The 23,970-nt window shown below is 69.6% G+C and carries 22 protein-coding genes; 11 read left to right on the top strand and 11 right to left on the bottom strand.

Annotated features, from left to right (window positions below):
- Positions 1 to 4: 4 nt before the first annotated feature.
- The 8 genes from rpmH to QWI33_RS19760 all read left to right on the top strand — a co-directional run bounded on the left by rpmH (position 5) and on the right by QWI33_RS19760 (position 5,973).
- A complete protein-coding gene (gene rpmH, locus QWI33_RS19795) occupies positions 5 to 142 on the top strand; it encodes a 50S ribosomal protein L34 (protein ID WP_112137843.1) in 138 nt (45 codons plus the stop codon).
- 57 nt (positions 143 to 199) lie between these two features.
- A complete protein-coding gene (rnpA, locus tag QWI33_RS19790; protein ID WP_289958878.1) occupies positions 200 to 616 on the top strand; it encodes a ribonuclease P protein component in 417 nt (138 codons plus the stop codon).
- An 80-nt stretch (positions 617 to 696) separates the two neighbouring features.
- A complete protein-coding gene (yidD, locus tag QWI33_RS19785; protein ID WP_353895532.1) occupies positions 697 to 951 on the top strand; it encodes a membrane protein insertion efficiency factor YidD in 255 nt (84 codons plus the stop codon).
- Positions 951 to 2,072, top strand: coding sequence for a membrane protein insertase YidC (gene yidC, locus QWI33_RS19780; RefSeq protein ID WP_289958876.1), 1,122 nt, complete (start codon positions 951 to 953; stop codon positions 2,070 to 2,072). Before yidD ends, yidC begins: the two co-directional genes overlap by 1 nt.
- A gap of 90 nt (positions 2,073 to 2,162) precedes the next feature.
- A complete protein-coding gene (locus tag QWI33_RS19775) occupies positions 2,163 to 2,657 on the top strand; it encodes a Jag family protein (RefSeq protein ID WP_289958875.1) in 495 nt (164 codons plus the stop codon).
- Between the two features lie 83 nt (positions 2,658 to 2,740).
- A complete protein-coding gene (gene rsmG / locus QWI33_RS19770; RefSeq protein WP_289958874.1) occupies positions 2,741 to 3,361 on the top strand; it encodes a 16S rRNA (guanine(527)-N(7))-methyltransferase RsmG in 621 nt (206 codons plus the stop codon).
- A 590-nt stretch (positions 3,362 to 3,951) separates the two neighbouring features.
- Positions 3,952 to 4,887 (top strand): ParA family protein, encoded by a 936-nt coding sequence (locus QWI33_RS19765; protein ID WP_353895522.1) that lies wholly within the window; start codon positions 3,952 to 3,954, stop codon positions 4,885 to 4,887.
- A gap of 3 nt (positions 4,888 to 4,890) precedes the next feature.
- Positions 4,891 to 5,973 carry a ParB/RepB/Spo0J family partition protein gene (locus QWI33_RS19760; RefSeq protein ID WP_289958873.1) on the top strand — a complete coding sequence of 361 codons (1,083 nt, stop codon included), beginning with the start codon at positions 4,891 to 4,893 and terminating at the stop codon, positions 5,971 to 5,973.
- A 291-nt stretch (positions 5,974 to 6,264) separates the two neighbouring features.
- Here QWI33_RS19760 and QWI33_RS19755 read toward each other — a convergent pair whose 3' ends face one another.
- Positions 6,265 to 6,840 carry a GNAT family N-acetyltransferase gene (locus QWI33_RS19755; protein ID WP_289958872.1) on the bottom strand — a complete coding sequence of 192 codons (576 nt, stop codon included), beginning with the start codon at positions 6,838 to 6,840 and terminating at the stop codon, positions 6,265 to 6,267.
- A gap of 299 nt (positions 6,841 to 7,139) precedes the next feature.
- On the opposite strand from QWI33_RS19755, the gene QWI33_RS19750 reads away from it, so the two are divergent.
- Entirely contained in the window at positions 7,140 to 7,670 is a 531-nt protein-coding gene (locus QWI33_RS19750; protein WP_289958871.1) for a hypothetical protein, read from the top strand.
- 226 nt (positions 7,671 to 7,896) lie between these two features.
- On the opposite strand, the gene QWI33_RS19745 is transcribed toward QWI33_RS19750, so the two are convergent.
- Positions 7,897 to 8,862 (bottom strand): D-alanine--D-alanine ligase family protein, encoded by a 966-nt coding sequence (locus tag QWI33_RS19745; RefSeq protein ID WP_289958870.1) that lies wholly within the window; start codon positions 8,860 to 8,862, stop codon positions 7,897 to 7,899.
- Complete coding sequence (locus QWI33_RS19740; RefSeq protein WP_353895521.1) at positions 8,859 to 10,106, bottom strand: aminotransferase-like domain-containing protein; 1,248 nt, start codon at positions 10,104 to 10,106, stop codon at positions 8,859 to 8,861. Before QWI33_RS19740 ends, QWI33_RS19745 begins: the two co-directional genes overlap by 4 nt.
- 278 nt (positions 10,107 to 10,384) lie before the next feature.
- Here QWI33_RS19740 and QWI33_RS19735 point away from each other — a divergent pair, with 278 nt between their 5' ends.
- Positions 10,385 to 11,086 (top strand): GNAT family N-acetyltransferase, encoded by a 702-nt coding sequence (locus QWI33_RS19735; protein ID WP_353895520.1) that lies wholly within the window; start codon positions 10,385 to 10,387, stop codon positions 11,084 to 11,086.
- 60 nt (positions 11,087 to 11,146) lie between these two features.
- Here the strand turns inward: QWI33_RS19735 and trxA are convergent, their stop codons facing one another.
- The 6 genes from trxA to murJ form a co-directional block, all read right to left on the bottom strand.
- Positions 11,147 to 11,464, bottom strand: a complete 318-nt coding sequence (gene trxA / locus QWI33_RS19730; protein WP_289958867.1) for a thioredoxin — start codon at positions 11,462 to 11,464, stop codon at positions 11,147 to 11,149.
- Between the two features lie 36 nt (positions 11,465 to 11,500).
- Complete coding sequence (gene trxB, locus QWI33_RS19725) at positions 11,501 to 12,433, bottom strand: thioredoxin-disulfide reductase (protein WP_289958866.1); 933 nt, start codon at positions 12,431 to 12,433, stop codon at positions 11,501 to 11,503.
- A gap of 230 nt (positions 12,434 to 12,663) precedes the next feature.
- Entirely contained in the window at positions 12,664 to 13,458 is a 795-nt protein-coding gene (locus QWI33_RS19720) for a hypothetical protein (RefSeq protein WP_289958865.1), read from the bottom strand.
- Positions 13,455 to 14,204, bottom strand: a complete 750-nt coding sequence (gene sigM / locus QWI33_RS19715; protein ID WP_289958864.1) for an RNA polymerase sigma factor SigM — start codon at positions 14,202 to 14,204, stop codon at positions 13,455 to 13,457. Before sigM ends, QWI33_RS19720 begins: the two co-directional genes overlap by 4 nt.
- A gap of 11 nt (positions 14,205 to 14,215) precedes the next feature.
- The gene (locus QWI33_RS19710; protein ID WP_289958863.1) at positions 14,216 to 15,727 is read right to left on the bottom strand and encodes a protein kinase family protein; all 1,512 of its coding nucleotides are present in this window, start codon (positions 15,725 to 15,727) and stop codon (positions 14,216 to 14,218) included.
- 136 nt (positions 15,728 to 15,863) lie between these two features.
- Positions 15,864 to 17,696 carry a murein biosynthesis integral membrane protein MurJ gene (gene murJ, locus QWI33_RS19705; protein WP_289958862.1) on the bottom strand — a complete coding sequence of 611 codons (1,833 nt, stop codon included), beginning with the start codon at positions 17,694 to 17,696 and terminating at the stop codon, positions 15,864 to 15,866.
- Between the two features lie 30 nt (positions 17,697 to 17,726).
- On the opposite strand from murJ, the gene QWI33_RS19700 reads away from it, so the two are divergent.
- Positions 17,727 to 19,151 (top strand): CCA tRNA nucleotidyltransferase, encoded by a 1,425-nt coding sequence (locus QWI33_RS19700; protein ID WP_289958861.1) that lies wholly within the window; start codon positions 17,727 to 17,729, stop codon positions 19,149 to 19,151.
- On the opposite strand, the gene QWI33_RS19695 is transcribed toward QWI33_RS19700, so the two are convergent.
- Together QWI33_RS19695 and QWI33_RS19690 are read right to left on the bottom strand one after the other, a co-directional pair.
- A complete protein-coding gene (locus QWI33_RS19695; RefSeq protein ID WP_289958860.1) occupies positions 19,042 to 20,574 on the bottom strand; it encodes a glycosyltransferase family 87 protein in 1,533 nt (510 codons plus the stop codon). The genes QWI33_RS19700 and QWI33_RS19695 overlap by 110 nt on opposite strands.
- 64 nt (positions 20,575 to 20,638) lie before the next feature.
- Positions 20,639 to 23,950 (bottom strand): transglycosylase domain-containing protein, encoded by a 3,312-nt coding sequence (locus QWI33_RS19690; RefSeq protein WP_289958859.1) that lies wholly within the window; start codon positions 23,948 to 23,950, stop codon positions 20,639 to 20,641.
- Positions 23,951 to 23,970: the final 20 nt, after the last annotated feature.

The raw sequence follows: 23,970 nt of genomic DNA, 5'->3' as shown, positions 1-23,970 counted from the left end.
CGTCGTGAGCAAGCGCACCTACCAGCCGAACAACCGCCGTCGTCACCGCACCCACGGCTTCCGGCTGCGCATGCGGACCCGTGCCGGCCGCGCCATCATCAACGCGCGCCGCAACAAGGGTCGCAAGCAGCTGACCGTCTGAGCGCTTGCCTCCCGGTCCCTTGCAGGCTCTAGGGGCCTCGATGAGGACGTGATCCAAGTGCTTCCAGCCGACGCGCGCATTCGCCGCAGCCAGGACTTCGGTTCGGCGCTCAAGCGAGGCCGCCGCGCCGCCCGCGGCGGCGTCGTCGTGCACTGGGCACCTGCGAACGCTCCGACCGAAGACACTGCGGCCCAGCCGCCGACACCGCCCGCCGCCGATGCGAACCGCACGGCGCGGGCGGGTTTCGTCGTCTCCAAGGCCGTGGGCAACGCCGTGGCGCGCAACAAGGTGAAGCGCCGCCTCCGGCACGCCGTCGCCGCCGAACTGCCGCACTGGCCCGCCGGGACCGACGTCGTCGTGCGCGCCACCCCGCGCGCCGCCGAACGCGATTTCGCCCAGCTGCAGCGGGACCTCGCCGAAGCCGTGCAAGCCGCCCGCGCCGGCCGTGCGCGCGAGCGCCGGAGCACGCCATGACCCACGCCGCGGCCGCGCCGACCCCCTCCCCGGTCCTGGCTGAAACCCCTTCCCGCAGCGGCGGAAGCCGCGCGGTGCGAGTGGTCGCGGCCCCGGTGATCGCGTACCGTCGGTGGATAAGCCCCGCGCTGCCCGCCCGCTGCCGCTTCTACCCCAGTTGCAGCGCATATACCCTTGAGGCGCTGTCCGAGCACGGAGTCGTACGTGGCATATGGTTGAGCCTGCGACGGCTGGGACGGTGCCACCCCTTTCATCCTGGGGGTCATGACCCCGTACCCCCACGGCATGACCTTGATGTGCATTCGAAGACTGAGCAGACTGGAGTCCGCAAGTGATGGAGTGGGCCTACGACGGCGTGTCCTGGGTACTGCTGCGATGGCATGACCTCTGGACGAAGGTCTTCGGCAGCGACAACGGATTCCTCGACACCGACTGGGCCTGGGTCCTGGCCATCGTCGGCGTCGTGCTCACCCTGCGGATCATCCTCTTCCCGCTCTTCGTGAAGCAGATCCAGTCGCAGCGCGCGATGCAGAAGCTCGCCCCCGAGATCAAGGCGCTCCAGGAGCGCTACAAGGGTGACCGCGAGACGCTCCAGAAAGAGATGATGGAGCTGTACCGCAAGGAGAAGGCCAACCCGCTCATGGGCTGCCTTCCCATCCTCATCCAGATGCCGGTCTTCCTGGCACTGTTCCACGTGCTCCGCCGCCCCGACCCGGGGCAGACGAAGAACACGGACCTGTACGGCTGGAGCGGCATCGCCGCCGGCGACAACGGGGACTGGCTCTCCTACGTCCACGCGAAGCTCCTCGGCGCCCCGTTCTGGAGCACGTTCCTGACCCCGGCCGACCAGCTCGACGCGGTCGACGCCTCGGCGCTCACCGTGAAGCTCGTCGCCGGCGTCCTGGGCGCGACGATGATCCTCACGACCTACCTGACCACGCGTCAGATGATCCTGAAGACCGGCTGGAACGAGGACCCGAACCAGCGGATGATCCAGAAGGTGATGCTCTACGGCATCCCGGTGATCATGATCTTCTCCGCCGGCGCCTTCCCCATCGGCGTGGTCATCTACTGGACCGTGAACAACCTGTTCTCGCTCGCGCAGCAGCAGTACGTGCTGCACAAGTACCCGCCGCCCGCGCAGAACTCCGCGACGAAGCCGCCGAAGCCCGGCTCGAAGGCCCACGAGAAGATGCTCGAGGAGCAGCGCGAGGCCGAGCAGCGCCGCAAGGATCTCGCCCCGAAGCCCGGCTCGAAGCCGAAGCCCGGCGCGAAGGCCAAGCCGAGCGGCCAGAACAAGCCTGAGAGCGTCGCCGGCGCCAACGGATCGGACGCCCCGAAGTCCGAGACCAAGGGCGGCCCCGGCGCGGGCAAGAACCTCTCGAGGGCGGAGCGCATCGCTCGGGCCAAGAAGGTCAGCGGCGCGCAGCAGGCCTCCAAGAAGAAAAAAGGCTAGGGGGACGGTCCGCGGCTGCGCAGGCGCCGCCGGATCAGCCACAATGGTGCAAACTAGGCTTATAACTAGCGATAGGACGAGTTGACGATTATGGGAGCAACGGTGCGGGAGGACGAGGTGGCCTCCGAAGACGACCTGTTTGAGCAGAGCGAAGTGGCGGCCGACTATCTGGAAGGCCTGCTCGACATCCTCGACCTCGACGGGGACATCGACGAACTGGTGGTCGGCGACCGTCCTCAGGTCGAGATCGTCGGTGAAGACCTCAGCGGTCTCGTCGGCCCCAAGGGGCAGACCCTCGAGGCCCTGCAGGAACTGGCCCGCCTTGCGGTGTACCGCAAGACCGGCGACCACTCGCGCCTGATGCTCGACATCGGGGGCTACCGCGCCGGGCGTCGCAAGAAGCTCGCGGAACTGGCTGAGAAGACCGCCAAGAAGGTCATCGAGAGCGGCGAAGTGGTCAAGCTGGACCCGATGAGCGCCTTCGAACGCAAGTGCGTCCACGACGTCATCAACGCGACCGACGGCGTCCAGAGCGAGTCGGAGGGCGCCGAGCCGCGCCGCCGGGTCGTCGTGAAGCCGGAATAGGAACTGAGCAGGAAAACATGACTGAGGAGCCGACGGGCTCCGAATCCGCCGAGGCCAATGTTTCACGTGAAACATTGGCCTCTGTGTTCGGAGCAGACGACGACCGCATCGCCCTGGCCGAGGCCTACGTGGGCCTGCTGTCGACCATCGGGATCGAACGCGGCCTCATCGGGCCGCGGGAGGTGCCGCGGTTGTGGGCGCGGCACGTGCTGAGCAGTGCCGTGGTCGAGGAGCTGATCCCGGAGAAGGCCGACGTGCTCGACGTCGGGTCAGGCGGCGGACTCCCGGGGATTCCGCTCGCCATCGCGCGGCCGGACCTGTTGGTCACCCTGGTGGAGCCGATGCAGCGCCGCGTGGACTTCCTCCAGGAGGTCATCGAGGCGCTCGGCATCACGAACGTGGAAGTGCTGCGGGCCCGCGCCGCCGAGGTGGATCCGAAGGGCCGGGCGGACATCGTCGTGTCCCGGGCGGTGGCGCCGTTGGCGAAGCTGGTCGGCTGGTGTCTGCCGCTGGCGCGGCTGGGCGGCGCGATGCTGGCGATCAAGGGCCAGGGCGCGTCCCTCGAGGTGACCGAGAGCGGGGGGCTCATCAAGCGGGCCGGCGGCGGCAAGGCCGCGATCCTCACCTGCGGTGAGTCCAAACTGTCCGAGCAGGACGAGTTCACCATTCCTGCAACGGTAGTGAAGATCGAGCGGATCCGCTGATTAAGGCCCGCAACGTTTTTCCGAATTGATAGACACCAATAACCAAGTACTGCAACGGATGCCGCGATGAGATGATCATCGCGGCATCCGCCGTTGTGGCTTCCACGCTTTGCGCTCGGCGGACTGCGCAGCGTTCGGATAGTGTATGGCTCGTAAGCTTCTCCGAGCAGGGTCATGTTTCACGTGAAACATCCGGCCCGTAGTCTGTGGCGGTGAACGTGCGGGACCCCCTTCCTTCTGAAGATCGTGAACACCAGAACCCCCTTGGCGGCGATACCCCGGCCGAACGGCGCATCAAGAACCTCCTCGATGCGGCCGTGAGCGAGGAGGCGCCCCCCACCCGGCGGCACCGCTATCGAGAAACTTCCCCGGCGCCGGGTGGCGCAGCCCCGGCCTTCGGCCAAGGTGGGTCAGAATCGGTGACGGAGTCCGGTGCGGACGGCGGCTCGTCGCCTGCCGCGCCAACGGGCACCATGCGTTCTGACAACGGGGGGGACGGGATGCGCAGATCCACATCGCAGCGAGGCCGTTCGGGGCGGCATCTGGCACCGGACGAGGCGGCCAAGAACGGCCGCACGAAAGCTGATCCAGTGCCGCAGCAGCCGGCTCCGGCCGAGAAGCACCAAGCGCTCGACGACGACCTGCCGCTCGCGCGTGAGGCGCAGCGGGCCGTGCGGGTGCTCAACCCTTCGGGCAGTGTGACCATGCCGCGGCCGCCGCGCCGCCGGGTCATCGCGATCGCCAATCAGAAGGGCGGGGTCGGCAAGACCACCAGCACCGTGAACCTCGCGGTCGCCTTGGCGCTGCACGGGAACCGCGTCATGGTCATCGACCTCGACCCGCAGGGGAACGCCTCCACCGGTCTCGGCGTGGAGCACGGCGCGGGCACTCCGAGCGTGTACGAGGCCGTCGTGGAAGGCCAGTCGCTCGACGAGATCGCCACTCCGGTCGACGGCATTCCTTCGCTCGTCTGCGTTCCGGCGACGATCGACCTGGCCGGCGCCGAGGTCGAACTCGTCAACGTGGTCGCTCGCGAAGGGCGCCTTGAGAAGAGCATCGCGACGTACAGCGGGGAGCTCGACTACATCTTCATCGACTGCCCGCCGTCGCTCGGCCTCCTCACCGTGAACGCGCTCGTGGCCGCCGAGGAGGTGCTGATCCCGATCCAGTGCGAGTACTACGCACTCGAGGGCCTGGGCCAGCTCCTGCGGAACATCGAACTGATCAAGGCGCACCTGAACGCGCGCCTGCGCGTCTCCACGATCCTGCTCACCATGTACGACAAGCGGACCAAGCTCGCCGATCAGGTGGAGCAGGAGGTGCGCGGGCACTTCAGCGAGATCGTGCTCGACGCGGTCGTGCCGCGGAGCGTGCGCGTCTCGGAGGCTCCCGGGTACGGGCAGTCGATCATGACGTACGACCCCGGCTCGCGGGGCGCGACGAGCTATTTCGAAGCGGCCGAGGAGATCGCGCGCCGCGGCGCGAAGCTCTCCCGGCGCGGCAAGAACCAGAAGGGCGGGAACTAGTCGATGGCTGCGGCGAAACGCGGAGGGCTCGGTCGCGGGCTCGGGGCGCTCATCCCGACCGGTCTGGCCGAAACCACGACGATCGAGGAGGAGTCCGACGCGGCTCCCGCATCGGTCGCGGCGCCCCGGCAGGCGGCCCCGAAACCGGGCACTAAAACTCAGGGCGATGTTTCACGTGAAACATCGACGGCGGGCCAGGCTGATGTTTCACGTGAAACATCGGACGGCCCGGAACTCGTGCCCGTCCCGGGGGCGAGCTTCCAGCTGATCCCGATCGGGGACATCGGCACCAATCCGAAGCAGCCGCGCCAGTTCTTCGACGACGAGCACCTCCTCGAACTCCAGACCTCCCTCACCGAGGTCGGCATGCTCCAGCCGATCGCGGTGCGCGAGCGCACCGCCGAAGAGCCTCGCGAGGACGGTGCCCGCTTCGAACTCGTCATGGGCGAGCGGCGCCTGCGCGCCGCGACCGCGCTCGGCTGGGAGACCATCCCGGCCATCGTCCGCCGCACGGCCGACGAGGAACTCCTGCGCGAAGCGCTTCTGGAGAACATCCACCGGGTGCAGCTGAACCCGCTCGAAGAGGGCGCGGCGTACGCGCAACTCCTTGAGGAGTTCAACGTGACGCAGGAGGAGCTGTCGAAGAAGATCGGCCGCAGCCGCCCGCAGATCTCGAACATGATCCGCCTCCTCGGCCTCCCGCCGACGGTGCAGACGAAGGTCGCCGCGGGCGTCCTCACAGCCGGCCACGCGCGGGCGCTGCTCGGTCTCGACAGCGCTGACTCGCAGGAGCACATCGCCGAGCGGATCATCAGCGAGGGACTGTCGGTGCGGAGCACCGAGGAACTCGTGACGGCGAACCGCCTGGAGGAGAAGCCGGAGCTCGACGAGCCGCGCAGTGCTTCCTCGCGAGGCGCCAAGGACCGCATGAAGGCACCGGGGCTCGAGGAGCTGAAGGAGCGCCTCTCGGACCACTTCGAGACGCAGGTGGCGATCTCCTGGGGCCGCAAGAAGGGCAAGATCACCATCGAGTTCGGCTCGCTCGCGGACCTCGATCGCATCGTCGAGCAGATCGGCATCAAGTAGCCCGCTCGAACGGCTCCGCATCGAATGACGTGCCGATCCGCAAGGGCGAGAACATGAAAGCCGATATTCCCGATATATCCCCCCTAAGGGACCCCTTGTATTAAAAGTACTCAGGGGGTCCGACAGGATTCGGGCGTGTCGCCCCACTCGTTCGAGTGACAGCAGACAAGTAGCCGGGGCGATGTTTCACGTGAAACATCGCCCCGGCTTTTGCCTTGTATTCGTCTGGTGCTGCCGCTTGTTCTCGAGCGACGTGGTGGGCGGCCCTCCAGGGGACGGCCGCGCGCTCCGCTAGGAGAGCTCCCGCCACATGATGATGTCGTCCCGGTAGTCGTTGTCCGCCATGCGCACCGCGCGCGGCAGGCGTCCGACTTCGGTGAAGCCGTGCCGCCGGTAGAAGGCGTCGGCGCCCGTGCCCGAGCGAACCTTGAGGCTGAGCGCCTCGAGCTTCAGCTCTTCACGCGCGACCTGATCGACTGCCGCCAGGAGTTTGCCACCGAGACCGCCACCCTGTCGGGAGGGGTCGACCTGAACATGGCGGATGGTCCGCCAGCCCTGGCGCGGCGGGCTGTCGTTTGATGTGAGAACACACCAAGCGACAATGGCGGCTCCTTCCTTTAGAGCGACCAGCGTGTCAGTCTGGTCGATCACTCGCGCGAGAATGGAAACGGTGTGAGGGCGAACCTCTTCGATGTTGACCGGCGGAACGAACCCGACGGAACCGCCGGCGTTCGTCACTCTCACCCAGAGATGGCTGAGTTCGTCAACGAGCGCGGCAGTCACCGGGGGGTCCACGAGCACGGCGATGTCGCCGCCCGAAACGGGCGACGCCTCCGGCGTGGAGCTGTCAGTAACTGTTGCTTGCACGCCTTCCAGCTTGCCCTACCGACCCACCCGACCGACAGTCCCTTCCCGCCATATGGGCGCACGTCACTATCGGCCCCGAAAACCGTATTCTGTCGGCGATTGCCCTGGTTCGCCGCGTACATGTCGGTCCACTATCGGGTGTCGACACTGCGACGCGCCGCGTAACCTCGTGGAAATCTGCCAAAAGGTCGATTCCGGTGGTTTCCAGTCTCGCATTCATGCGGTATTTTTCGATGGTGGCATCTGCGAGTACCCCCGGCCCGAATTCCAAGCCCAATCTGCATCCGCATGCGAGCGGCGTGCGTCCCACCCTGCCCCCGTTCGTCGACTGGCCCGCCTTTCCGTTCGAAGGCGAGCTGCGCATCAAACCCCTGCAGGAACCGGTGGACGCCGAGCCTCCGCGACGCGGCGACCGCCAAGAGCAGTGCGCCGCCTGCCACACGCCCGACTCCGCCTACCTCTGGTCCAATGAGCGGTGGCGCCTCAAGAGCCCGCCTGCGCCCAGTGGGCTGCCCGTAGTGGTCATCCTGGAGCCGCGCGCCCACCTCGACCTAGGGGACCTCTCGACGATGCACGCGGCCGAGCTCGGCGTGCTGACCGTGCGACTGGAGCGGGCGATCCGGTCGCTCGAATCGGTCGCGCAGGTCCATGTGAACCGCTGGGGCGACGGCACCGCGCATCTCCAGCAGTGGTTCCTGGCCCGCCCGCACGGCTACCTCCAGTTGCGGGGGCCGTTCATGACGATGTGGGACGAGATCCTGCCGCCGGTGGAAGAGCACGAGTGGCAGATGAACCTGGAGTACATCGCGGCCTGGCTCACCGACGACTGAGCCGACGTCAGAACCCGAGCGAGCGCTACCTGATCGGGTGAGTTGACGGCCCCGGTTTCTGTCGGACCCCGCGCGTACTTTTGTGCCAGGGGTCCCTAAGGGGGGATAAATCCGGAATTTCAGGATTTGGTCTCTTTGGAAGCGGCGCGACGCTTTGCAGCGGCAACGACTTGAGGGTGTCGATGTTTCACGTGAAACATCGACACCCTCGCGTCGTTCTTGAGCCCTAGGAGCGGGCGAGCGCTTGGCGGACCATGGTCGCCAGCGTTTCCCCGAAGTCGCGGTCGGCGGCCTTGATCGCCATCGGCAGGAGCGAGGTCTCGGTGGTGCCGGGGGCGACGTTCGCCTCGAGCACCTGGATGCCGCCCGCGTCGTCCACGATCATGTCGATGCGGGACATGTCCCCGAGCCCGAGGGTCCGGTGGACCTGGACCGCGAGCTCCGCCACACGGTCGGCCACCGGCTCGCTCATGTCGGCCGGCACGGTCCACCGGGTCACGCCCGGGTTGTACCGCGCGGCGTAGTCGTAGTCGCCTTGCAGCGGCGCAATCTCCACCGGCGGCAGGGCCGTGGGGCCCTCGCCGAGGTCGATCACGCCGACCGCGATGTCCCGGCCCTCGATGAACGTCTCGATCAGCGCTTCGTCGCTGTAGGAGAAGCAGCCCATCATCGCCGACGGGAAGTCGTCCTCCTTGTGCACCGCGTGCACGCCGAGGCCCGAACCGCCCGAGTTGGGCTTGACGACCAGCGGCAGGCCCATCTTCGCGGCGATCCGGTCGAGGAGCTTGCGCGCCCCGAAGTCCGAGAACGCCTGGCGCGGCATGACGGTCCAGTCCGGGGTCGGAATCCCGGCCGTGCGGAGCAGGTCCTTGGCCGTGATCTTGTTCCACGCGCGGCGCGCGCCGACCGAGCCGGTGCCCACGATCGGAATGCCCGAGAGCTCCAGCACCGCCTGCAGCGAGCCGTCCTCGCCCGGGGAGCCGTGCACGAGCGGCAGCACCACGTCGGGCGGGAACTCCTGGAGGGCGGGCAGCAGCTCGCCGTCGAGGTCCCGCACATCGCAGACGAAGCCCTGGCGCTGCAGGGCGTCGGCCGCCCGGCGGCCCGACTTCAGCGAGACCTCGTGCTCGTACGACATGCCTCCGGCGAGGATGAGGACCCGGATGTCCGAGGCTGCGGCGCTCTCCTTCATGCGGCGCCTCCGGCGAAGGTGTCGCGCAGGTCGATGTCGCCGGCGACCACCCCGGCGAGGCGTCGCACGCCCTCGCGGATGGTCTCGGAGGTCTGGGTCGAGAAGTTCAAGCGCATCTCCCTGCGGCCGTTGCCGTCAGCGTAGAAACCGGTGCCCGGGACGTACGCCACGCGCTCTTGCAGCGCCCGCGGCAGCATCGCCTTCGAGTCGAGCCCTTCGGGCAGCGTGGCCCAGATGAACAGGCCGCCGCCCGGCCGCGTCCAGGTCATGCCCTCGGGCATGTAGTCGCCGAGCGCGCCGAGCAGCGCGTCGCGCCGCTCCCGGTACAGCGTGTTGAAGACCTTGACCTGCTGGCGCCACTCCATCTCGGTGAGGAAGCGGAGCGTGGCCTCCTGGGTGAGCCCGGACGGGCACAGGATCGAGGCCTCGATCGCCAGCAGCAGCTTGTCGCGCACCGCGGGCGGGGCGAGGACCCAGCCGAGGCGCAGGCCCGCCGCGAAGATCTTGGAGACCGTGCCGAGGTAGATGACGCCGCGTTCGGCGCGGGCGCGCAGCGGCGCGGGCGGGGCGCCCTCGAAGTTGATCATCGAGTACGGGTCGTCCTCGATGACGAGGAGGCCGTGCCGCTCGGCGATCCGAAGGATCTCCTCGCGCCGCTCCTCGGTGAGGGTGACGCCGGCCGGATTCTGGTACGTCGGGATCGTGTACAGGAACTTCGCCTGGCGCCCTTCGCGGGCGAGCGCGGCGATGCCCTCTTCGAGGCCGGCGGGGATGAGCCCGTCGTCGTCCATCGGCAGGTGCCGGACGTCGGCCTGCGCGGCCTGGAAGGCCCCGAGCGCGCCGACGTAGGTCGGGCCCTCGGCGAGGACGATGTCGCCCGGGTCGAGGAAGGTGCGGGCGAGCAGGTCGAGGCCCTGCTGGGCGCCCGTGGTGAGGACGAGGTCGTCGGCCGAGGCGCGGATGCCCGAGAGCTCCAGGACCCCGCAGAGCGCCTCGCGGAGCGCGACGCTGCCCTGCCCGGGGCAGTAGCCGAGCGCTTCGGCGCCGACCTGGGAGAGGAGGCGGGTGAACATCTCGCCGAGCTCGTCCATGGGAAGTGCGGCCGTGTACGGGTTCCCTCCGGCGAGGGAGACGACCTCAGGGCGCGATGCGACCGAGAACAGTGCGCGGATCTCCGACTGTGCCATCCCGTGAACCCGGGATGCGTAGCGACCGGTGTAATCGTCGAGTGTTGTACCGGACACGCGGAGACCTCCTCTGATGGTCCTCGTTGCCCGCGATCCGTGGTCGCGGGTCGGTGCGGCGGTGTCGCTCAAGAGTGAAGTCTCGGACGGCGCCCGCTCGCGCGGGATCTCGTATGGACACGTCCGGCCACCGTCCGCGGTTGACCCGCGGGGGCCGAAACGCTGTTCCGACCAGCGTACGGGACCTGGCACGTGATCGACCCACTCTACTAGCACGCAGAGCGAAGGCCCCGCGTGTTTTCCGTCATGTGGACGCTCGGACGACGTAGTGTGGACGGGTGCACAGGCGCATGGTCAACCTCACACTCGACTCCCTGGAAGCGATTCCGGGGCGTTGCCGCGCCTGCGTGTTCTGGGAGCTCTCACCCCTGTGCGCGGAGGCCGCCCGCGACGTCGGCGAACCCGCCCTCGAAAAGGAGGCGTGGCTGTCGCACACGCTGCTCGAGTGGGGCGGGTGCGGCCGGATCGCCTACGAGGGCGACGACGTGGCCGGGTACGTCACCTACGCGTCGCCGAAGTTCGTGCCGCGCTCGATGGAGTTCCCCTCAGGGCCGGTCTCGCCGGACGCGGCGCTCCTGATGACCGCGTTCGTGCACCCCACCTATGCGGGCACGGGCCTGGGCCGCCAGCTCGTGCAGACCGTCGCGGCCGACGTGGCGCGGCGGGGGATCTACGCGATCGAGACGTTCGGCGACGCCCGCGGTGAGGCCCGCGCGTGCCTGGTCCCGGCGGACTTCTACCGCTCGGTGGGCTTCAAGACCGTGCGCAGCGACCCGCGCTACCCGCGGCTGCGCCTCGAACTGCGCTCGGCGATCGACCGGAGCGTCGAAGCGGAGGAGTCGTCGGTGTTCACCGACTCGGTGGAGTGGTTCAAACTCGACGACATCGAGCTGGAGCAGTTCTTCGGCGAGCCGACGACCGGCGGCCGCTCCCGGATCGACCGCCCCGGGACGCAGCGCGGCGGCGAACCCTTCGACTGACACCCGATGACATGGCAAGGGGCGCGGCGCCATCGGCGCCGCGCCCCTCGCACTACCGGGCTACTGGCCCAGGAACTTGCGGATGGCGGCCTTGGGCTGCGCGCCGATGAGCTGCTTGGCGGGCTTGCCGCCCTCGAACAGGATCATCGTCGGGACGCTCATGACCTGGTACTCGCGGGTGATCTCGGGGTTCGCGTCCGTGTCGAGCTTGCGGATCTCGAACGCGTCGGTCTCCGCCGCCAGCTCCTCGAGGACGGGGGCGACCTTCTTGCAAGGCCCGCACCATTCGGCCCAGAAGTCGACGAGCACCGGCTTGTCGGCCTCCAGCACCTCAGCCTGGAACTCGGCCTGGCCGTTAACTGCTTTGATGGCGCCCATGGGCATCCTCCTGTGTGTCGATGAGAGAGCGGTGGGTCAGTCGTTCAGCGCGGTGAGGTAGCGCTCGGCGTCGAGCGCGGCCGCGCAACCGGTGCCGGCGGCCGTGACCGCCTGCTGGTAGGTGTGGTCGACGAGGTCGCCCGCGGCGAACACGCCCGTCAGGTTGGTCTTCGTCGAAGGGGCGGCCACCTTCACGTAGCCGGACTCGTCGAGCTCGACCTGGCCCTTGAACAGCTCCGAGCGCGGGTCGTGGCCGATCGCGATGAACAGGCCCGTCGCGGGCAGGACCCGGGCCTCGCCGGTCACGGTGTCGACCAGGTCGACGCTCGAGACCTTGCCGTCGGTGCCGTTCACCTGGGTGACCGCGGAGTTCCAGGCGACCTCGATCTTCGGGTTGGCCAAAGCGCGCTCGGCCATCACCTTGGAGGCGCGGAACTCGTCGCGGCGGTGCACGATGGTGACCTTCGCGGCGAACTTGGTGAGGAACGTGGCCTCCTCCATCGCCGTGTCGCCGCCGCCGACCACCGCGATGTGCTGGTCGCGGAAGAAGAAGCCGTCGCAGGTGGCGCATGCCGAGACGCCGCGTCCCATGAGCTCGTTCTCGCCGGGCACGTTGAGCGGGCGGAACGCCGAACCGGTCGCGAGGATCACGGCCTTGGCCTGGTACTCGCGGTCCTCGACCCAGACCTTCTTGATGTCGCCGGAGAGGTCGACGCGGGTGACGTCGTCCGAGACGAGCTCGGCGCCGAAGCGCTCGGCCTGCTTGCGCCAGGAGTCCATGAGCTCGGGGCCCATGATGCCCTCGGGGAAGCCGGGGTAGTTCTCGACCTCGGTGGTCTGCATGAGCGCGCCGCCGAACTGGAAGCCCTCGAACACGAGCGGGTGCAGATCGGCGCGGGCGGTGTACAGCGCGGCGGTGTAGCCGGCGGGGCCCGAGCCGATGATGATGACGTCGCGGATTTCGCTCACCGGGTTCGCTCCTGTGGATGGTTCGGCGCTCCAGGGACGGCTCCCTGAACTGACTGCTTCAACGCCATCTTATTGACCCGAAATTCCGCCCCCGGGAGCTGTGGCGGGCTTGTGACAGGCGAATATCCCGATGGTGGGGAACCTCACCCGTCCGCCGGCCGCGAACAGGGCGGCGGCGGTGCCCGAATCAGCGCCCGGACGTCAGGGCGACGCCGCCGGAGCGGCGCCGCTCAGGGCTGCTCGGCGAGCGGTTCGATGACGCCGTCCGCGCAGGCCGGGGTCAGGGCCACCGCGACGTCGCCGTCGTCGCCGGCCACGAGCACCATGATCGCCGGCTTCGAGTCGTAGCGGGCGAAGTCGACCGCCACGAGCAGGCCGGGGTAGTGCGTGGCGATGGCCTCTTCGCAGTGGTCCCAGAAGTCGCCGCCCGCGGCCAGTTCGGCCAGCTCGGGGGGGACCTCGCCTGTGAAACTGCCGGCGGCGAGCTCGTGCATGACCGCGATCAGGTCGGTGCTCTGGCTGTGGTTGCTGCCGCTCGCGTACGTCGCGATCTCACCGAGGCCGCTGACGCCGGCCTCGTCCTCACCGGACTCGTTCTGGCTCGCCTCGGTCTCGAGCGGCGACTCCGCCGCGCCGGGCGCGCCCTCTTCGTCGTTCCGGTCGTGCTGGTCCTCGGCGAGGACCTCGGCGGAGGACGCGCCGCCGTCCTGGTTCGCGCCGGTCGTGAACTGGATCGCGGTCGCGACGCCGCCGACGGTGACCAGCACGGCCGCCGCCGCACTGGCGATCGCGTACCGGACCCGCTTGGGCCGCAGGCGTTCCGCCCAGCGGTCGGCCCAGGTCTCGCGCGTGCCCGCGCTCCCGCCGGCGTGCAGCGTGTCGGCCGCGGGGAGGGAGTCGAGGACGCGGTCGAGGCGGTCCCCGACCTCCTCGGGAAGGTCGCCGTAGCCGCTGGACGCCTGCCACAGGATGCGGCTGACGTCGGCCTCGGCGCTCTGGGCGTCGTTCGGGCGCTGCGGGCTCACAGGTTCCCCTCCTCTCGACCGGTCTGGTACGTCGCTCCTGGTTCGACGCCCTGCTGCCGCGGCGGGTTCCCCGTCGCGGCGGCGGCACCGCCGCCGGGGGGCGTGTCGTCGCGCACGCCGTCCAAGGCGCTGTGACCGGTCGCGGGATCGAACTCGGGGAGCCGCGCGGCCAGGCGCTTGCGCGCCCGTGACGCCCGCGACTTCACGGTTCCGGGCCGCACCTTGAGGATCGCGGCGACCTCCTCGACCGGGTAGCCGAGCATGTCGACGTAGACGAGCACCGCCCGCTGGTCGAACGGCAGCTCCGCGAGCGCCCGGTGCACGGCCAGCCGGAGCCCGGCCTGCGCCGGGTCCTGGGCCGCGTCCGTGGCCGGCAGCGCGAGCGCGTCGTCGTCGGCGAGCGGCACCGTGGGGCGCCGCCCTGAAGCGCGGATGCGGTCGAGGCAGGCGTTCACCACGATGCGGTGCAGCCAGGTGGTCACCGCGGAGCCGCCGCGGAAGCCCCCGGCGCCCTGGTAGGCCTTGATCATCGCGTCCTGCACCGCCTCGGCGGCGTCCTCCGGATCGCCCAGGGTGCGCACCGCGACCGCCCACAGCCGCCCGCGGTGGCGGCGGAACAGCTCGCCGAACGCCTCCCGCTCGCCGCCCACATGGCGGCGCAGCAGGTCGGCGTCGGTCGCGCCGCCCAGGTCGGGGGCGGGGCCCGGTCCGACCGGGCCCCGGCCTGGCGGGAGAGGGGCGGGCATGACCGGTCCCGCTACCGGACGAAGACGTTGATGTCGCTGATGGTGATCTTGTAGCCGTCGGAGACCTGCGGCAGCTCGGTCACCCACACGACGATGTAGCGGACCTTCTCGCCGCTGGCCTTCAGCTCGATGTTGGTGTCCGCGTCCGGGACCTGTTCGGCCAGGACGGCGAAGTCGTCCACGATGGCCTGGTCGCCGTCGCTGGAGTCACCGGGGTCCTCGGCGCCGCCGAGCAGGCCCACGGTGGCGCCGGCGCTGGTCATCTGGACCCGCACGGACGCGACCTCCTGCTCTTCGCCGAGGTCGATGAGGATGCCCATGCCCGGCTTGAGGTTCCCGAAGTTGGCGTCGCCGCGGTACGTGTTCGTGGTCCAGCCGGTGGAGGCGTTGTCGTCGATGACGTTCTCGACGCCCTCGGTCTGGTCGCGGTCCCCGTCCGGCGGGTCGACCACGCGGACCGAGTCGCCCGTGAGCGCGACCTCGGTGGGCGCGGCGGCGTCCGGGGACTCCTCCGCGGCGTCGGAGGTGTCGGCCCCGGTGTCCTCGCCGGTGACCCGGTCCTCGGCGCCCACGGGGTCGTCGTCGCCGCCGAAGACGACGGCGCTGGTGACCACGCCCGCGAAGATGACCGCGGCGATGACGGCCGCGACCACCGCGAGCCGCTTCATCCCGGCGGGAGGCGCGTCGGCCGACCCGCCGCCGCTGCTGCGGCGGCCGAGGCTGATCGCGCCGAGGACGCTGGTGGGCGTCGCGGCCGCGGCGGCCGGTTCGGCCCCGCCGGTCTCGGCGAGGCGGCGCAGGTCGACCGCGAGTTCGGCCGCGGACGGCGGCGTCTGCGAGTGGTCGAGCAGGTCGGCGGTGAGTTTGGCGATCGCCGCGGGAAGGCCGGGGACGACCTTGTCGACGTCGAGGACGCGGCCCCACTCGTCGGTCGCGGCGTCGGGGAGGCCGGTGTTCTCCGCGGGGACGACTCGCGGCCATGTCCCGGTGAGGCAGGCGTAGAGCGTCGCGCCGAGGGCCCGCACGTCCTCGACCGGGGTGTTGCCGGGTTCGTTGCGCGGCTCGGTGACCATGACGCGGTCGTCCTCGGAGAGGAGGATCGTGCCCGGGTGCAGGTCCGCGTGGGTGACGCCGCCTTCGTGGAGGGCGGCGACCGCGTCGGCGACGGAGGCGACCAGTTCGAGGGCGTGCGCGGGATCGAGGTGGTGCTTCTCGAGGACGCCGCGCAGCGAGGAGCCGTTGACCCATTCGCGCACGACGTACGCGAAGCGCCCCTCGTCGACGGCGTCGTACACGTCGACCATCGAGTCGACGTGCGCGCGCGAGGCGGCGACGGCGGCGGTCATGGTGGGGGCGGCGTCTTCGCCGCCGGGGGAGCGGAGCACGACCGCTACGGAGCGGTGGAGCAGGACGTCGACGCCCCGCCACAGCTGGCGGTAGCCGTTCGCGCCTCCGACGTGCTCTTCGAGGCGGTACCGCTCGGCGAGCAGATCGCCCACGGACGGCACTTCGGCGGTGGTCATGATGCGGGGTCCTCCCCTCTCAACGCGACCCCGCGAGGGGGTCCCGGCCGGGGCCTTTGTGGGCCGGTTCGGTCATGGTGCGGTCCAAGTGGCTCTGCGGGATCCGGCCAGAGTGCACGTATGGATCGTACTTGCCTCATCGTCGCAGCTTTGCGCGCACCGTTGCCTGGAGCGACGCCGTCTCAGTGACGCGGAATACCAGGCAGGCCGCGAAGTACACGCCCAGCAGGAGCAGTCCGAGGACGATCGAGGAGGCGAACTGGCCCAGCTTCGCCATGCCGCCGTCGGCCGGCAGCTCGGGCCACAGCAGCCACCCGCCGTACGCGACCGCGCCCGCGATCGCGGCCGCCGCACCCGTGCGGACCAGGCCGTTCGCGGTCTTGCGCATGTCGAGCAGGCCGATCCGCTTGCGCAGCAAGCTCATCGAAAGGAGCAGGCTCACCAGGTAGGAGACGCCGTTGGAGGCGAACAGACCGACCACGACCCACTGGGCGGGCAGGAACGCGAAGGCCAGGAGGTACCCGCCGATGCGGATCGCGATCACCGGCAGGTTGAACATGGCCACCGTGCGGGTGTCCGTCTGCGCGTAGAACGCGTAGATCTGCAGCTGGCTGATCGAGAACGGCAGCAGCACGATCCCCGCCATGAGCAGCACCTGCCCGGTGGCGAGGGCCTCGGCGGGCGTGTACGCGCCCCACTGGAAGATCATCAGGCCGATCGGCTCGTGGAGCGCGATGAACGCGGCCGCGATGGGCACCAGCAGGAACGAGGCGAGGCGGATGCCGCTGGAGAGGTGGTCGGCCAGCTCGGGCCAGCGGCGGTCGTCGGCGGCGCGGGTCATCCGCGGCATGAGCGCGGTGATGACGGAGACCGCGACGATGCCGTGGGCCATCATCATCATCAGGTACGCGTTGTTGTAGACCGTGACGCCGGGCACGAACGGGGAGCCCTCGGGAAGGCGGTCCGGGTCGCTCGCGAGGTTGGCGACCTTGATGACGGCCATGACCGCGATCTGGTTGGCGGCCACGAACAGGAGCGTCCATGCGGCGAGGCGGCGGATGTCGCCCAGGGGCAGCCGCTTGAAGTCGAAGCGCAGCCGCCAGTGGAACCCGGCCTTGCGCAGGGCCGGGGCGAGGCACAGCACCTGGATGAGGACGCCGGCGGTGGTGCCCGCGCCGAGGAGCACGATCATGCCGGTGGTGACCTGGTCGGCGCTGTTGAAGAGGGCGCCGTCCGCATCGGGCACGGCGTCGCGCGTGTAGACCACGTAGAAGACCGCGCCGACGGTGATGACGACGAGGTTGTTGATGATCGGCACCCACATGGGGGCGCCGAAGTGCTCGCGGGAGTTGAGGACGCCGGAGAGGATCGCGAACAGCCCGTACAGGAGCAGGGCCGGGAGCATGTAGTAGGAGAACTCGGTGACGAGGTCGCGCTGGTCCGGGCTCGCCATGAACAGGGAGATGATCGGGGCGCAGGCGGTGACGAGGATCGCGGCGCCGCCGAGGACGAGGGCGGCGAGGGTGAGGAGGCGCTGGGCGAAGGCGTCGCCGCCGTCGGGGTCGTTCTTGTGGGCTTTCACGAACAGCGGCATGATGATGCTCGCGAACACGCCGCCGAGGACGAGCTCGTAGACCATCTGGGGGAAGTACTGCGCGGTCGTGTAGGAGTTGCCGAGGAGGCCGGCGCCGATCGCGGCGGAGATGACGACGGTGCGGCCGAACCCGGTCACCCGGGAGACGAGGGAGCCCGCGCCCATGAGGAGGCTGGAGCGGACGACGTTCTTGCCCTGGGGCCTCGGTGCGGCCGGTTGGGGGACCGGGGCGCCGATGGGGGTGTAGCCGTTGCCGGTCTGGGGTCCCGGCGGGGGGTACGCGTTCGGGGGGTTGCCGTGAGGGTTGCCATGGGGTCCTCGGACGGGCCCAGTCGGCGAGTGCCCGGGGCCCGGTCTCGCGCTAGGTTCGGCCATTCTCGCACTCTCCGCTAAGCTTGCCCGGCGATGTCTGACAACAGTAGCGGTAAGGAAATCACGGTCCCGCCCATAGCCGATGAACTGGGTCGGGTGTTCGCGGACGGCGGCTTCGAGCTGCATCTGGTCGGCGGCCCGGTCCGGGACGCGGTGCTGCGCCGGAGCGTGAGCGACCTCGATTTCACGACGGACGCGCGTCCGGAGGCGACCGAGGCGATCCTGCGGGCGCACTGCTCGACGGTGTGGACCACGGGGGCGGACTTCGGGACGATCGGGGGGTTGTTCCGGGGCGAGCAGGTCGAGGTGACGACCTTCCGCGCGGACGCCTACGACCGGGTGAGCCGCAATCCGATCGTCCGGTACGGGGACAACCTCGTCGACGATCTGGAGCGGCGCGACTTCACGGTGAACGCGATGGCGGTCTCGGTGCCGGGCCACGAGTTCACGGACCCCTTCGGGGGCCTGGCGGACATCGCCCGGCAGACGATCCGGACGCCGGCGTCGCCGGAGTCCTCGTTCGCCGACGACCCGCTGCGGATGCTGCGGGCGGCGCGGTTCGCCGCGCAGCTGGGGTTCGGGATCGACCCCCAGACGCTGGACGCGATGCGGCGCATGGCGCCCGAGCTCGGCCGGATCACCGCCGAGCGCATCCGCGACGAGTTCGTGAAGCTCTTGACGGCGCCCGACCCGGTGGTGGGCCTGCGCATCCTGGTCGACACGGGCCTGGCCGAGCATTTCCTGCCGGAGCTTCCGGCGCTGCGCATGGAGATCGACGAGCACGCCCAGCACAAGGACGTCTACGAGCATTCGCTGCAGGTGCTGCGCAACGCGATCGCGCTCGAGCAGGACGGCCCGGACCTGCTGCTGCGGCTCGCGGCCCTGCTGCACGACATCGGCAAGCCCGAGACCAAGGATGTGGCCGAAGGCGGCGGGGTCACCTTCCACCACCACGATGTGGCCGGGGCCCGCCTGGCGCGCAGGCGCATGCGGGAGCTGAAGTTCCCGAAGGCCGACGTGCAGGCCGTCTCGCTGCTCATCTCGCTGCACCTGCGCTTCTACGGCTACGGCGACGCCGGCTGGACCGACTCGGCCGTGCGCCGGTACGTGACCGACGCGGAGGCGCAGCTCGACCGGCTGCACCTGCTGGTGCGGTCGGACTGCACGACCCGCAACCGCCGCAAGGCCGAGCGGCTGCGCCGCGACTACGACGCGTTCGAGGACCGGATCGCGCGCATCCGCGCCGAGGAGGACCTGCGCGCGGTGCGCCCGGACCTCGACGGCAACGCGATCATGGAGCTCCTGGGCCTCCCGCCCGGCCCGCAGGTGGGCCGGGCGTGGGCCTATCTCAAGGAGCTGCGGCTGGAGCGGGGTCCGATGTCTCGCGAGGAGGCGGAGTCGCAGCTGCGGGCCTGGGCCGCGGCCGAAGGCCTCGCACCGAGTCCAGACGCGGGATGAGCACCTCCTGCACGATGAGGGCGCACATCACCGCGACCATGATCCAGCGTGAGGCGGCGGCGGTGAGGAACAGGAACTCGGGGATGCCCCGGTCCTCGCCGTCGGCGGAGACCTGCAGCATCTTGCCGTAGAACGAGAAGAAGTAGAACAGCTCGGCGGCCTGCCAGAGCAGGAACGCGCCCCACTTGGGGCGGGCGAGGACCGCGAGCGGCAGGAGCCACAGCACGTACTGCTGCGACCAGACCTTGCCGAAGAGCAGGAACGCGGCCACGACGAGGAAGCACAGCTGCGCGAGGCGCGGCATGAGGTCGTCGGCGGTCGCGATGCCGCGCAGGCCGGGGATGCCGGGCCTGCGGCCCGCGAAGAGCCCGAGCAGGGCGATCCCGATGCACGACAAGGCGAACAGCACCAGGTACAGGTCGTTGACGTACTCGGAGTCCCAGAGCTTCTCCCAGCCGGTGACGCCGCGCAGGACGTACCAGCCGGTGCCCCAGTCGACGGGGCGTTCGGAGTTGAGCTCGAAGAACCGCATCCACGAGTCGCGCCAGAAGTACGCGACGGGCGCGTTGATCACGGCCCACACGACGGCGGCGGTCGCGGTGGCCTGCAGCGCGGGCAGGAGCTTGCGCTGGCGGAACGCGAGGATGAGCAGCGGGCCGATGAACAGGAGCGCGTAGAACTTCGCGGCGACGGCGAGGCCGAGGAACAGCCCGGCCATGATCGGGCGGCTGCGCTGCCAGTACAGGAAGAACGGCATCGACAGGGCGATGGCGAACAGGTCCCAGTTGACGGTGGCGGTGACGAGGACGATCGGCGCGGCGGCGAGCATCATCGCGTCCCAGGGCCTCGAGGGCCGGGAGTGGACGAGCGCCGGGTCCGGGTTCGGGCCGGGGAGGTCGGTGCGGCGGTTGTCCTCGCGAATCCTGTGCAGGATCGCGATGGCGGCGGCGCCGCAGATGAAGAGCACGATCGCGTTGAGGTGGTAGAAGATCGGGCCGCCGTCGGTGCCGAAGATGTTGCCGAGGCGGAAGGCGATCTGCCCGAGGACGCCCATGAACCAGCCGGTCAGTACCGGGTATTCGACCGGATGGTCACGGTAGGGGATCGCGCCTTCGTTGAGCCGCTCGGCGCCCCACAGCGCGCGGATGTCGGTGTAGCAGGCGTTCGTGTACTGGGCCCAGTCGGTCCAGCCGCCCGATGCGCACGGGTACTTCTGCAGCCAGCTGATCGCGAAGGCGACGAGTCCGGTGAGGAGGACGACCCGCACGGGCGTCCAGTAGCGGCGCCGCGGCGGGTCGACGGCGTGGTCGCCGAAGGGTCCGCCGATCAGGCCGGAGGCGAAGCGGGCGAGGCGGTCGGTGCGGGTGGGGGCGACCGAGGGGCGCTCGTTCGAACGCGGTTGCTCAGTGAAAGACGGCGGCATGGGCCCTATTGTGGCCCATGCCGCCGTCCTGGCGCTATCGGTGGTTCGTCGCGTTCACGCGAGGTCAACCGTTGTCGTTGCGGTTCCCGTCCTCATCAGGAGTGGAGCTGGTCTCCTCCGTCGGCGGCGAGGAGGTCTCCTCTTCGCAGCTGGGGGGCGGGAAGAACCCGTCGCACTCGTCTTCGCTCGGGGTCTCCGTCGGGTCCGCGGTCGGCGACGTGCCCTCCTCAGGAGTGGTCTCGCACTCCTGGTCGTTGCCGTTGCCGTTCCCGTTGTTCCCGCCTTCGCCGTCCTCGCATTGCGGCTCTTCCTCTTCCTCCTGCTGGCCGGCGCACAGTTCGTTCTCGGGCTTGGCGGCGCAGAACTCACCGCCCTCGTTGGCCCCCGCGGCTTCGATGTCCCAGTAGGTCTCGTTGCCCGCGTTGGCCTTGCCCGCCCAGGACTCCTCTTCCCACCCGGTCTCATCGAGGATCCGCTCCATGGCCTTGAACCACACCGGGTAGGCGGTGTTGGAGCCGAACACGCTGTCCTTGTCGCCGCCGGGGGCGGCGATCGGCATGGACTCGGAGGTCACGTTGCCGACCCACGCGGCGATCGAGAGCTGCGGGATCGCGCCGACGTACCAGGCGTGGGCGTTCCAGCTGGACTCGCAGTCGTCGCAGGTCGCCTCCCAGGTGCCGGTCTTGCCGAAGTAGTCGCGGGGGAGCTGGTCGGTTTCGGACTCGCCGCCGATCTCCGAGCCGACCCACTGCAGGTCCTGGGCGACTTCCGTGTCGATGGCCTGGTCGCTTTCGAGCTTGCGGACCTCGGGGACCGGGTTGCCCTCGTTGTCGGTGACAGAGGCGACGAAGTGCGACTCGTTGTAGAGGCCGTCGTTGGCGATGGTGGCGTAGACGGAGGCCATGTCGCGCACGCTCGTGGGGTACTGGCCGAACGCGATGTGGTTGTAGAAGGGGTCGGTGTCGCCCTTGTCGCCGATCTTGCAGGGCACCGGCTTCTCGTCCTCGGTGACGAGGAACTGGCCTTCGGTGTTCACGATCGGGTTGCAGTCGCTGTCGACCTGGACCGGCGCCATCGGGTCCCAGTTGCCGGAGTCGTCGGTGACCGGGTCGCCCGCGGCGTCGACGGCCTGGCCGTACTGCGTGTAGGTCTCGTTGTCGTGGAACTGGTAGTTGACGCTGCGGCCGTCCCAGGTCTTGCCGGAGGAGTCCTCGAGCGTGCGGGCCTGGTTCATCATGCTCAGGCCCATCCTGTCGGCGTAGTCCAGGATGGTGTCGGCGCCGTACTTCTCGGCGATCGTGTACATCGGGGTGTTCTTCGAGTCGCGCACCGCGTCGGTGAGCGTCAGCTCGAGGTCCTTCTGCTGGCTGCCGTTGCGCAGCGTGCAGTTCGGCCATTCGCCGCCGCCGATGCAGGTCTCGCTCTCGTCGTCGGTGAGGCTGTCGAACTTCCGCGGCGAGTCCGCGTTGAACCAGGAGTCGATCGAGTCGCCCTCGGAGATCGCGGTGGCGGCGGTGATCATCTTGAACGTCGAGGACGACGGGTGCGGCGACTCGGGTCCGGCCTTGTCGACGCCGAAGCCGTTGTCACCGCCGTAGTAGCCGAGGATCGCGCCGGTCTCGGGATCGATGGCGACCATGGCCGTCATCATGTACTCCTCGTAGTCCTTCAGCGCGGCCTTGTCGTTGTCGTTCTCGAACTGGGCGTAGTCCTCCTCGGTGAGGTCCTTCTCGGCCTCTTCGATGGTCTGGACGACCTCGTCGTTCTCGTTGAGGTACTCGCCCTTGTCGTTCTTCTTGACCTTGATGTCGCCGCGCGAGCCGGTGAGGGCGAGCTGGTCCTGGATCGTCGGGTCGATCGTGAGGTTGACCGAGTACCCGCCGGTCTCCTCCTTGCCGCCGTACAGCTCGGTCTTGGTGAGGCCGTACCGGCTCTCGAGCTCGTCGAAGACGTACCCGTCGAGCTCGTTGATGATGAAGCCCACGTTGGTGTTGCCGCCCCACGAGCCCGCGGAGTTGAAGTCGTTGGTCGGTACGGGCAGCTCCTCGGCGTCGCGCTCCGCCTGGGAGATGTAGCCCTCTTCGAGCATGGCGTCCATCGAGTAGTCCCAGCGGGCCTGGGTGGCCTCCGCGTCGAACACGTCCCCGTTGCCCTCGCCGTAGTACGGGTCGTAGGTGCCGTCGGGGGACTTGACCTGCATGACGATGTAGGCCGCCTCGCCCGGTGTCAGGTCTTGGAGGCCCTTGTTGAAGTAGACCTTCGCCGCGGCCTCGACGCCGGTGGCGCCGCGTCCGTACCAGGCCAGGTTGAGGTAGGCCGAGATGATCTGGTCCTTGTCGTACTTCTGCTCGATCTTGAACGCCATGGCCGCTTCCTTGGCCTTGCGGTCGTAGGAGATCTCGTCGCGGATGGCCATGACCATGCCCGCGTACTGCTGGGTGATCGTCGAGGCGCCCTGCGTGTCGCCGCCGGAGATGTTGTTGACGACCGCGCGCATCGTGCCGGCGAAGTCGACGCCGCTGTGGTCGTAGAACTTGCGGTCCTCGGTCGCGACGAGCGCGTCCTTCACGATCTGGGGGATCTCGTCGTCCTCGGCCTGCAGGCGCAGTGTGTCGCCGTAGCCGCCCGCCTGGGTCCCGTCCGAGAAGTAGAAGCTGGTCGACTCGCCCGCGCGGGAGATGTCGCTGGGGTCGTCCACGGTGACGAAGAAGTAGGAGCCGACGATCGTCACACCGGTCACGAAGAGGACGCCGAGGGCGATCATGGCGGCGAGCATCTTGCGGCCGAGGCGCTTGCGCTTCTTCTTGCCGCCTTCGAGGTCGCTCTTGTCCTTCGGGCCCTTGCCGGCGCGGCGCGCGCCGGCGACGCTGGCGCGCCCGGTCCGGTCGCCGGGGCCGGCCGGGCTCACGGGCCGGACCGAGGCCGAACCGACTGAGGCCGATCCCACAGCGGCGGAGCCGACCGAAGCCGAACCGACGGAGGCCGAGCCGACGCTGGCGCGGCCGGTGCGGCCCGTGCCGGGCTGACCCCCGACCGAGGCGCTCCCGGAGGCGCCGCCCACAGAGGCCGAGCCGGTGGGGCGGCCGACCGAGGCGGAGCCGCGCGGCGGGACGGCGCCGCGGCCGACCGCGGCGCTGCCCGAGGCGGGGGTGCCGTACGGCTGCTGGCGCGGTCGCGGGGACTGGCCCGGGCCTTGGCCCGGACCTTGGCCCTGGCCTCCCTGCTGCTGGCCGCCCCAGCCGTAGTCGCCCTGGCGGTCCCCGGAGCCGCCGTTGCCGTTGGCACTGCCGTAGGCGCGGCCGTCCGGTCGTCCGCCGCGGCCCTGGGGCCTGCCGTCCTCAGGGGGCGGGGCGGGACGATAACCGTAGTCGCTCATGCTCAACCATCCACGTGCTG

The sequence above is a fragment of the Glycomyces tritici genome (genome assembly GCF_030403505.1).
This window is presented reverse-complemented; position numbering and strand designations above follow the sequence as displayed.

What these genes read in the sequence shown, in the direction of transcription:
- trxA (WP_289958867.1), bottom strand. Translation starts at nt 11,464, where the DNA reads ATGGGCGCCATCAAAGCAGTTAACGGCCAGGCCGAGTTCCAGGCTGAG.
- sigM (WP_289958864.1), bottom strand. Translation starts at nt 14,204, where the DNA reads ATGCCCGCCCCTCTCCCGCCAGGCCGGGGCCCGGTCGGACCGGGCCCC.
- yidC (WP_289958876.1), top strand. Translation starts at nt 951, where the DNA reads ATGGAGTGGGCCTACGACGGCGTGTCCTGGGTACTGCTGCGATGGCAT.
- QWI33_RS19775 (WP_289958875.1), top strand. Translation starts at nt 2,163, where the DNA reads ATGGGAGCAACGGTGCGGGAGGACGAGGTGGCCTCCGAAGACGACCTG.
- QWI33_RS19690 (WP_289958859.1), bottom strand. Translation starts at nt 23,950, where the DNA reads ATGAGCGACTACGGTTATCGTCCCGCCCCGCCCCCTGAGGACGGCAGG.
- QWI33_RS19760 (WP_289958873.1), top strand. Translation starts at nt 4,891, where the DNA reads ATGGCTGCGGCGAAACGCGGAGGGCTCGGTCGCGGGCTCGGGGCGCTC.
- QWI33_RS19700 (WP_289958861.1), top strand. Translation starts at nt 17,727, where the DNA reads ATGTCTGACAACAGTAGCGGTAAGGAAATCACGGTCCCGCCCATAGCC.
- QWI33_RS19695 (WP_289958860.1), bottom strand. Translation starts at nt 20,574, where the DNA reads ATGCCGCCGTCTTTCACTGAGCAACCGCGTTCGAACGAGCGCCCCTCG.
- murJ (WP_289958862.1), bottom strand. Translation starts at nt 17,696, where the DNA reads ATGGCCGAACCTAGCGCGAGACCGGGCCCCGGGCACTCGCCGACTGGG.
- QWI33_RS19710 (WP_289958863.1), bottom strand. Translation starts at nt 15,727, where the DNA reads ATGACCACCGCCGAAGTGCCGTCCGTGGGCGATCTGCTCGCCGAGCGG.
- QWI33_RS19745 (WP_289958870.1), bottom strand. Translation starts at nt 8,862, where the DNA reads ATGAAGGAGAGCGCCGCAGCCTCGGACATCCGGGTCCTCATCCTCGCC.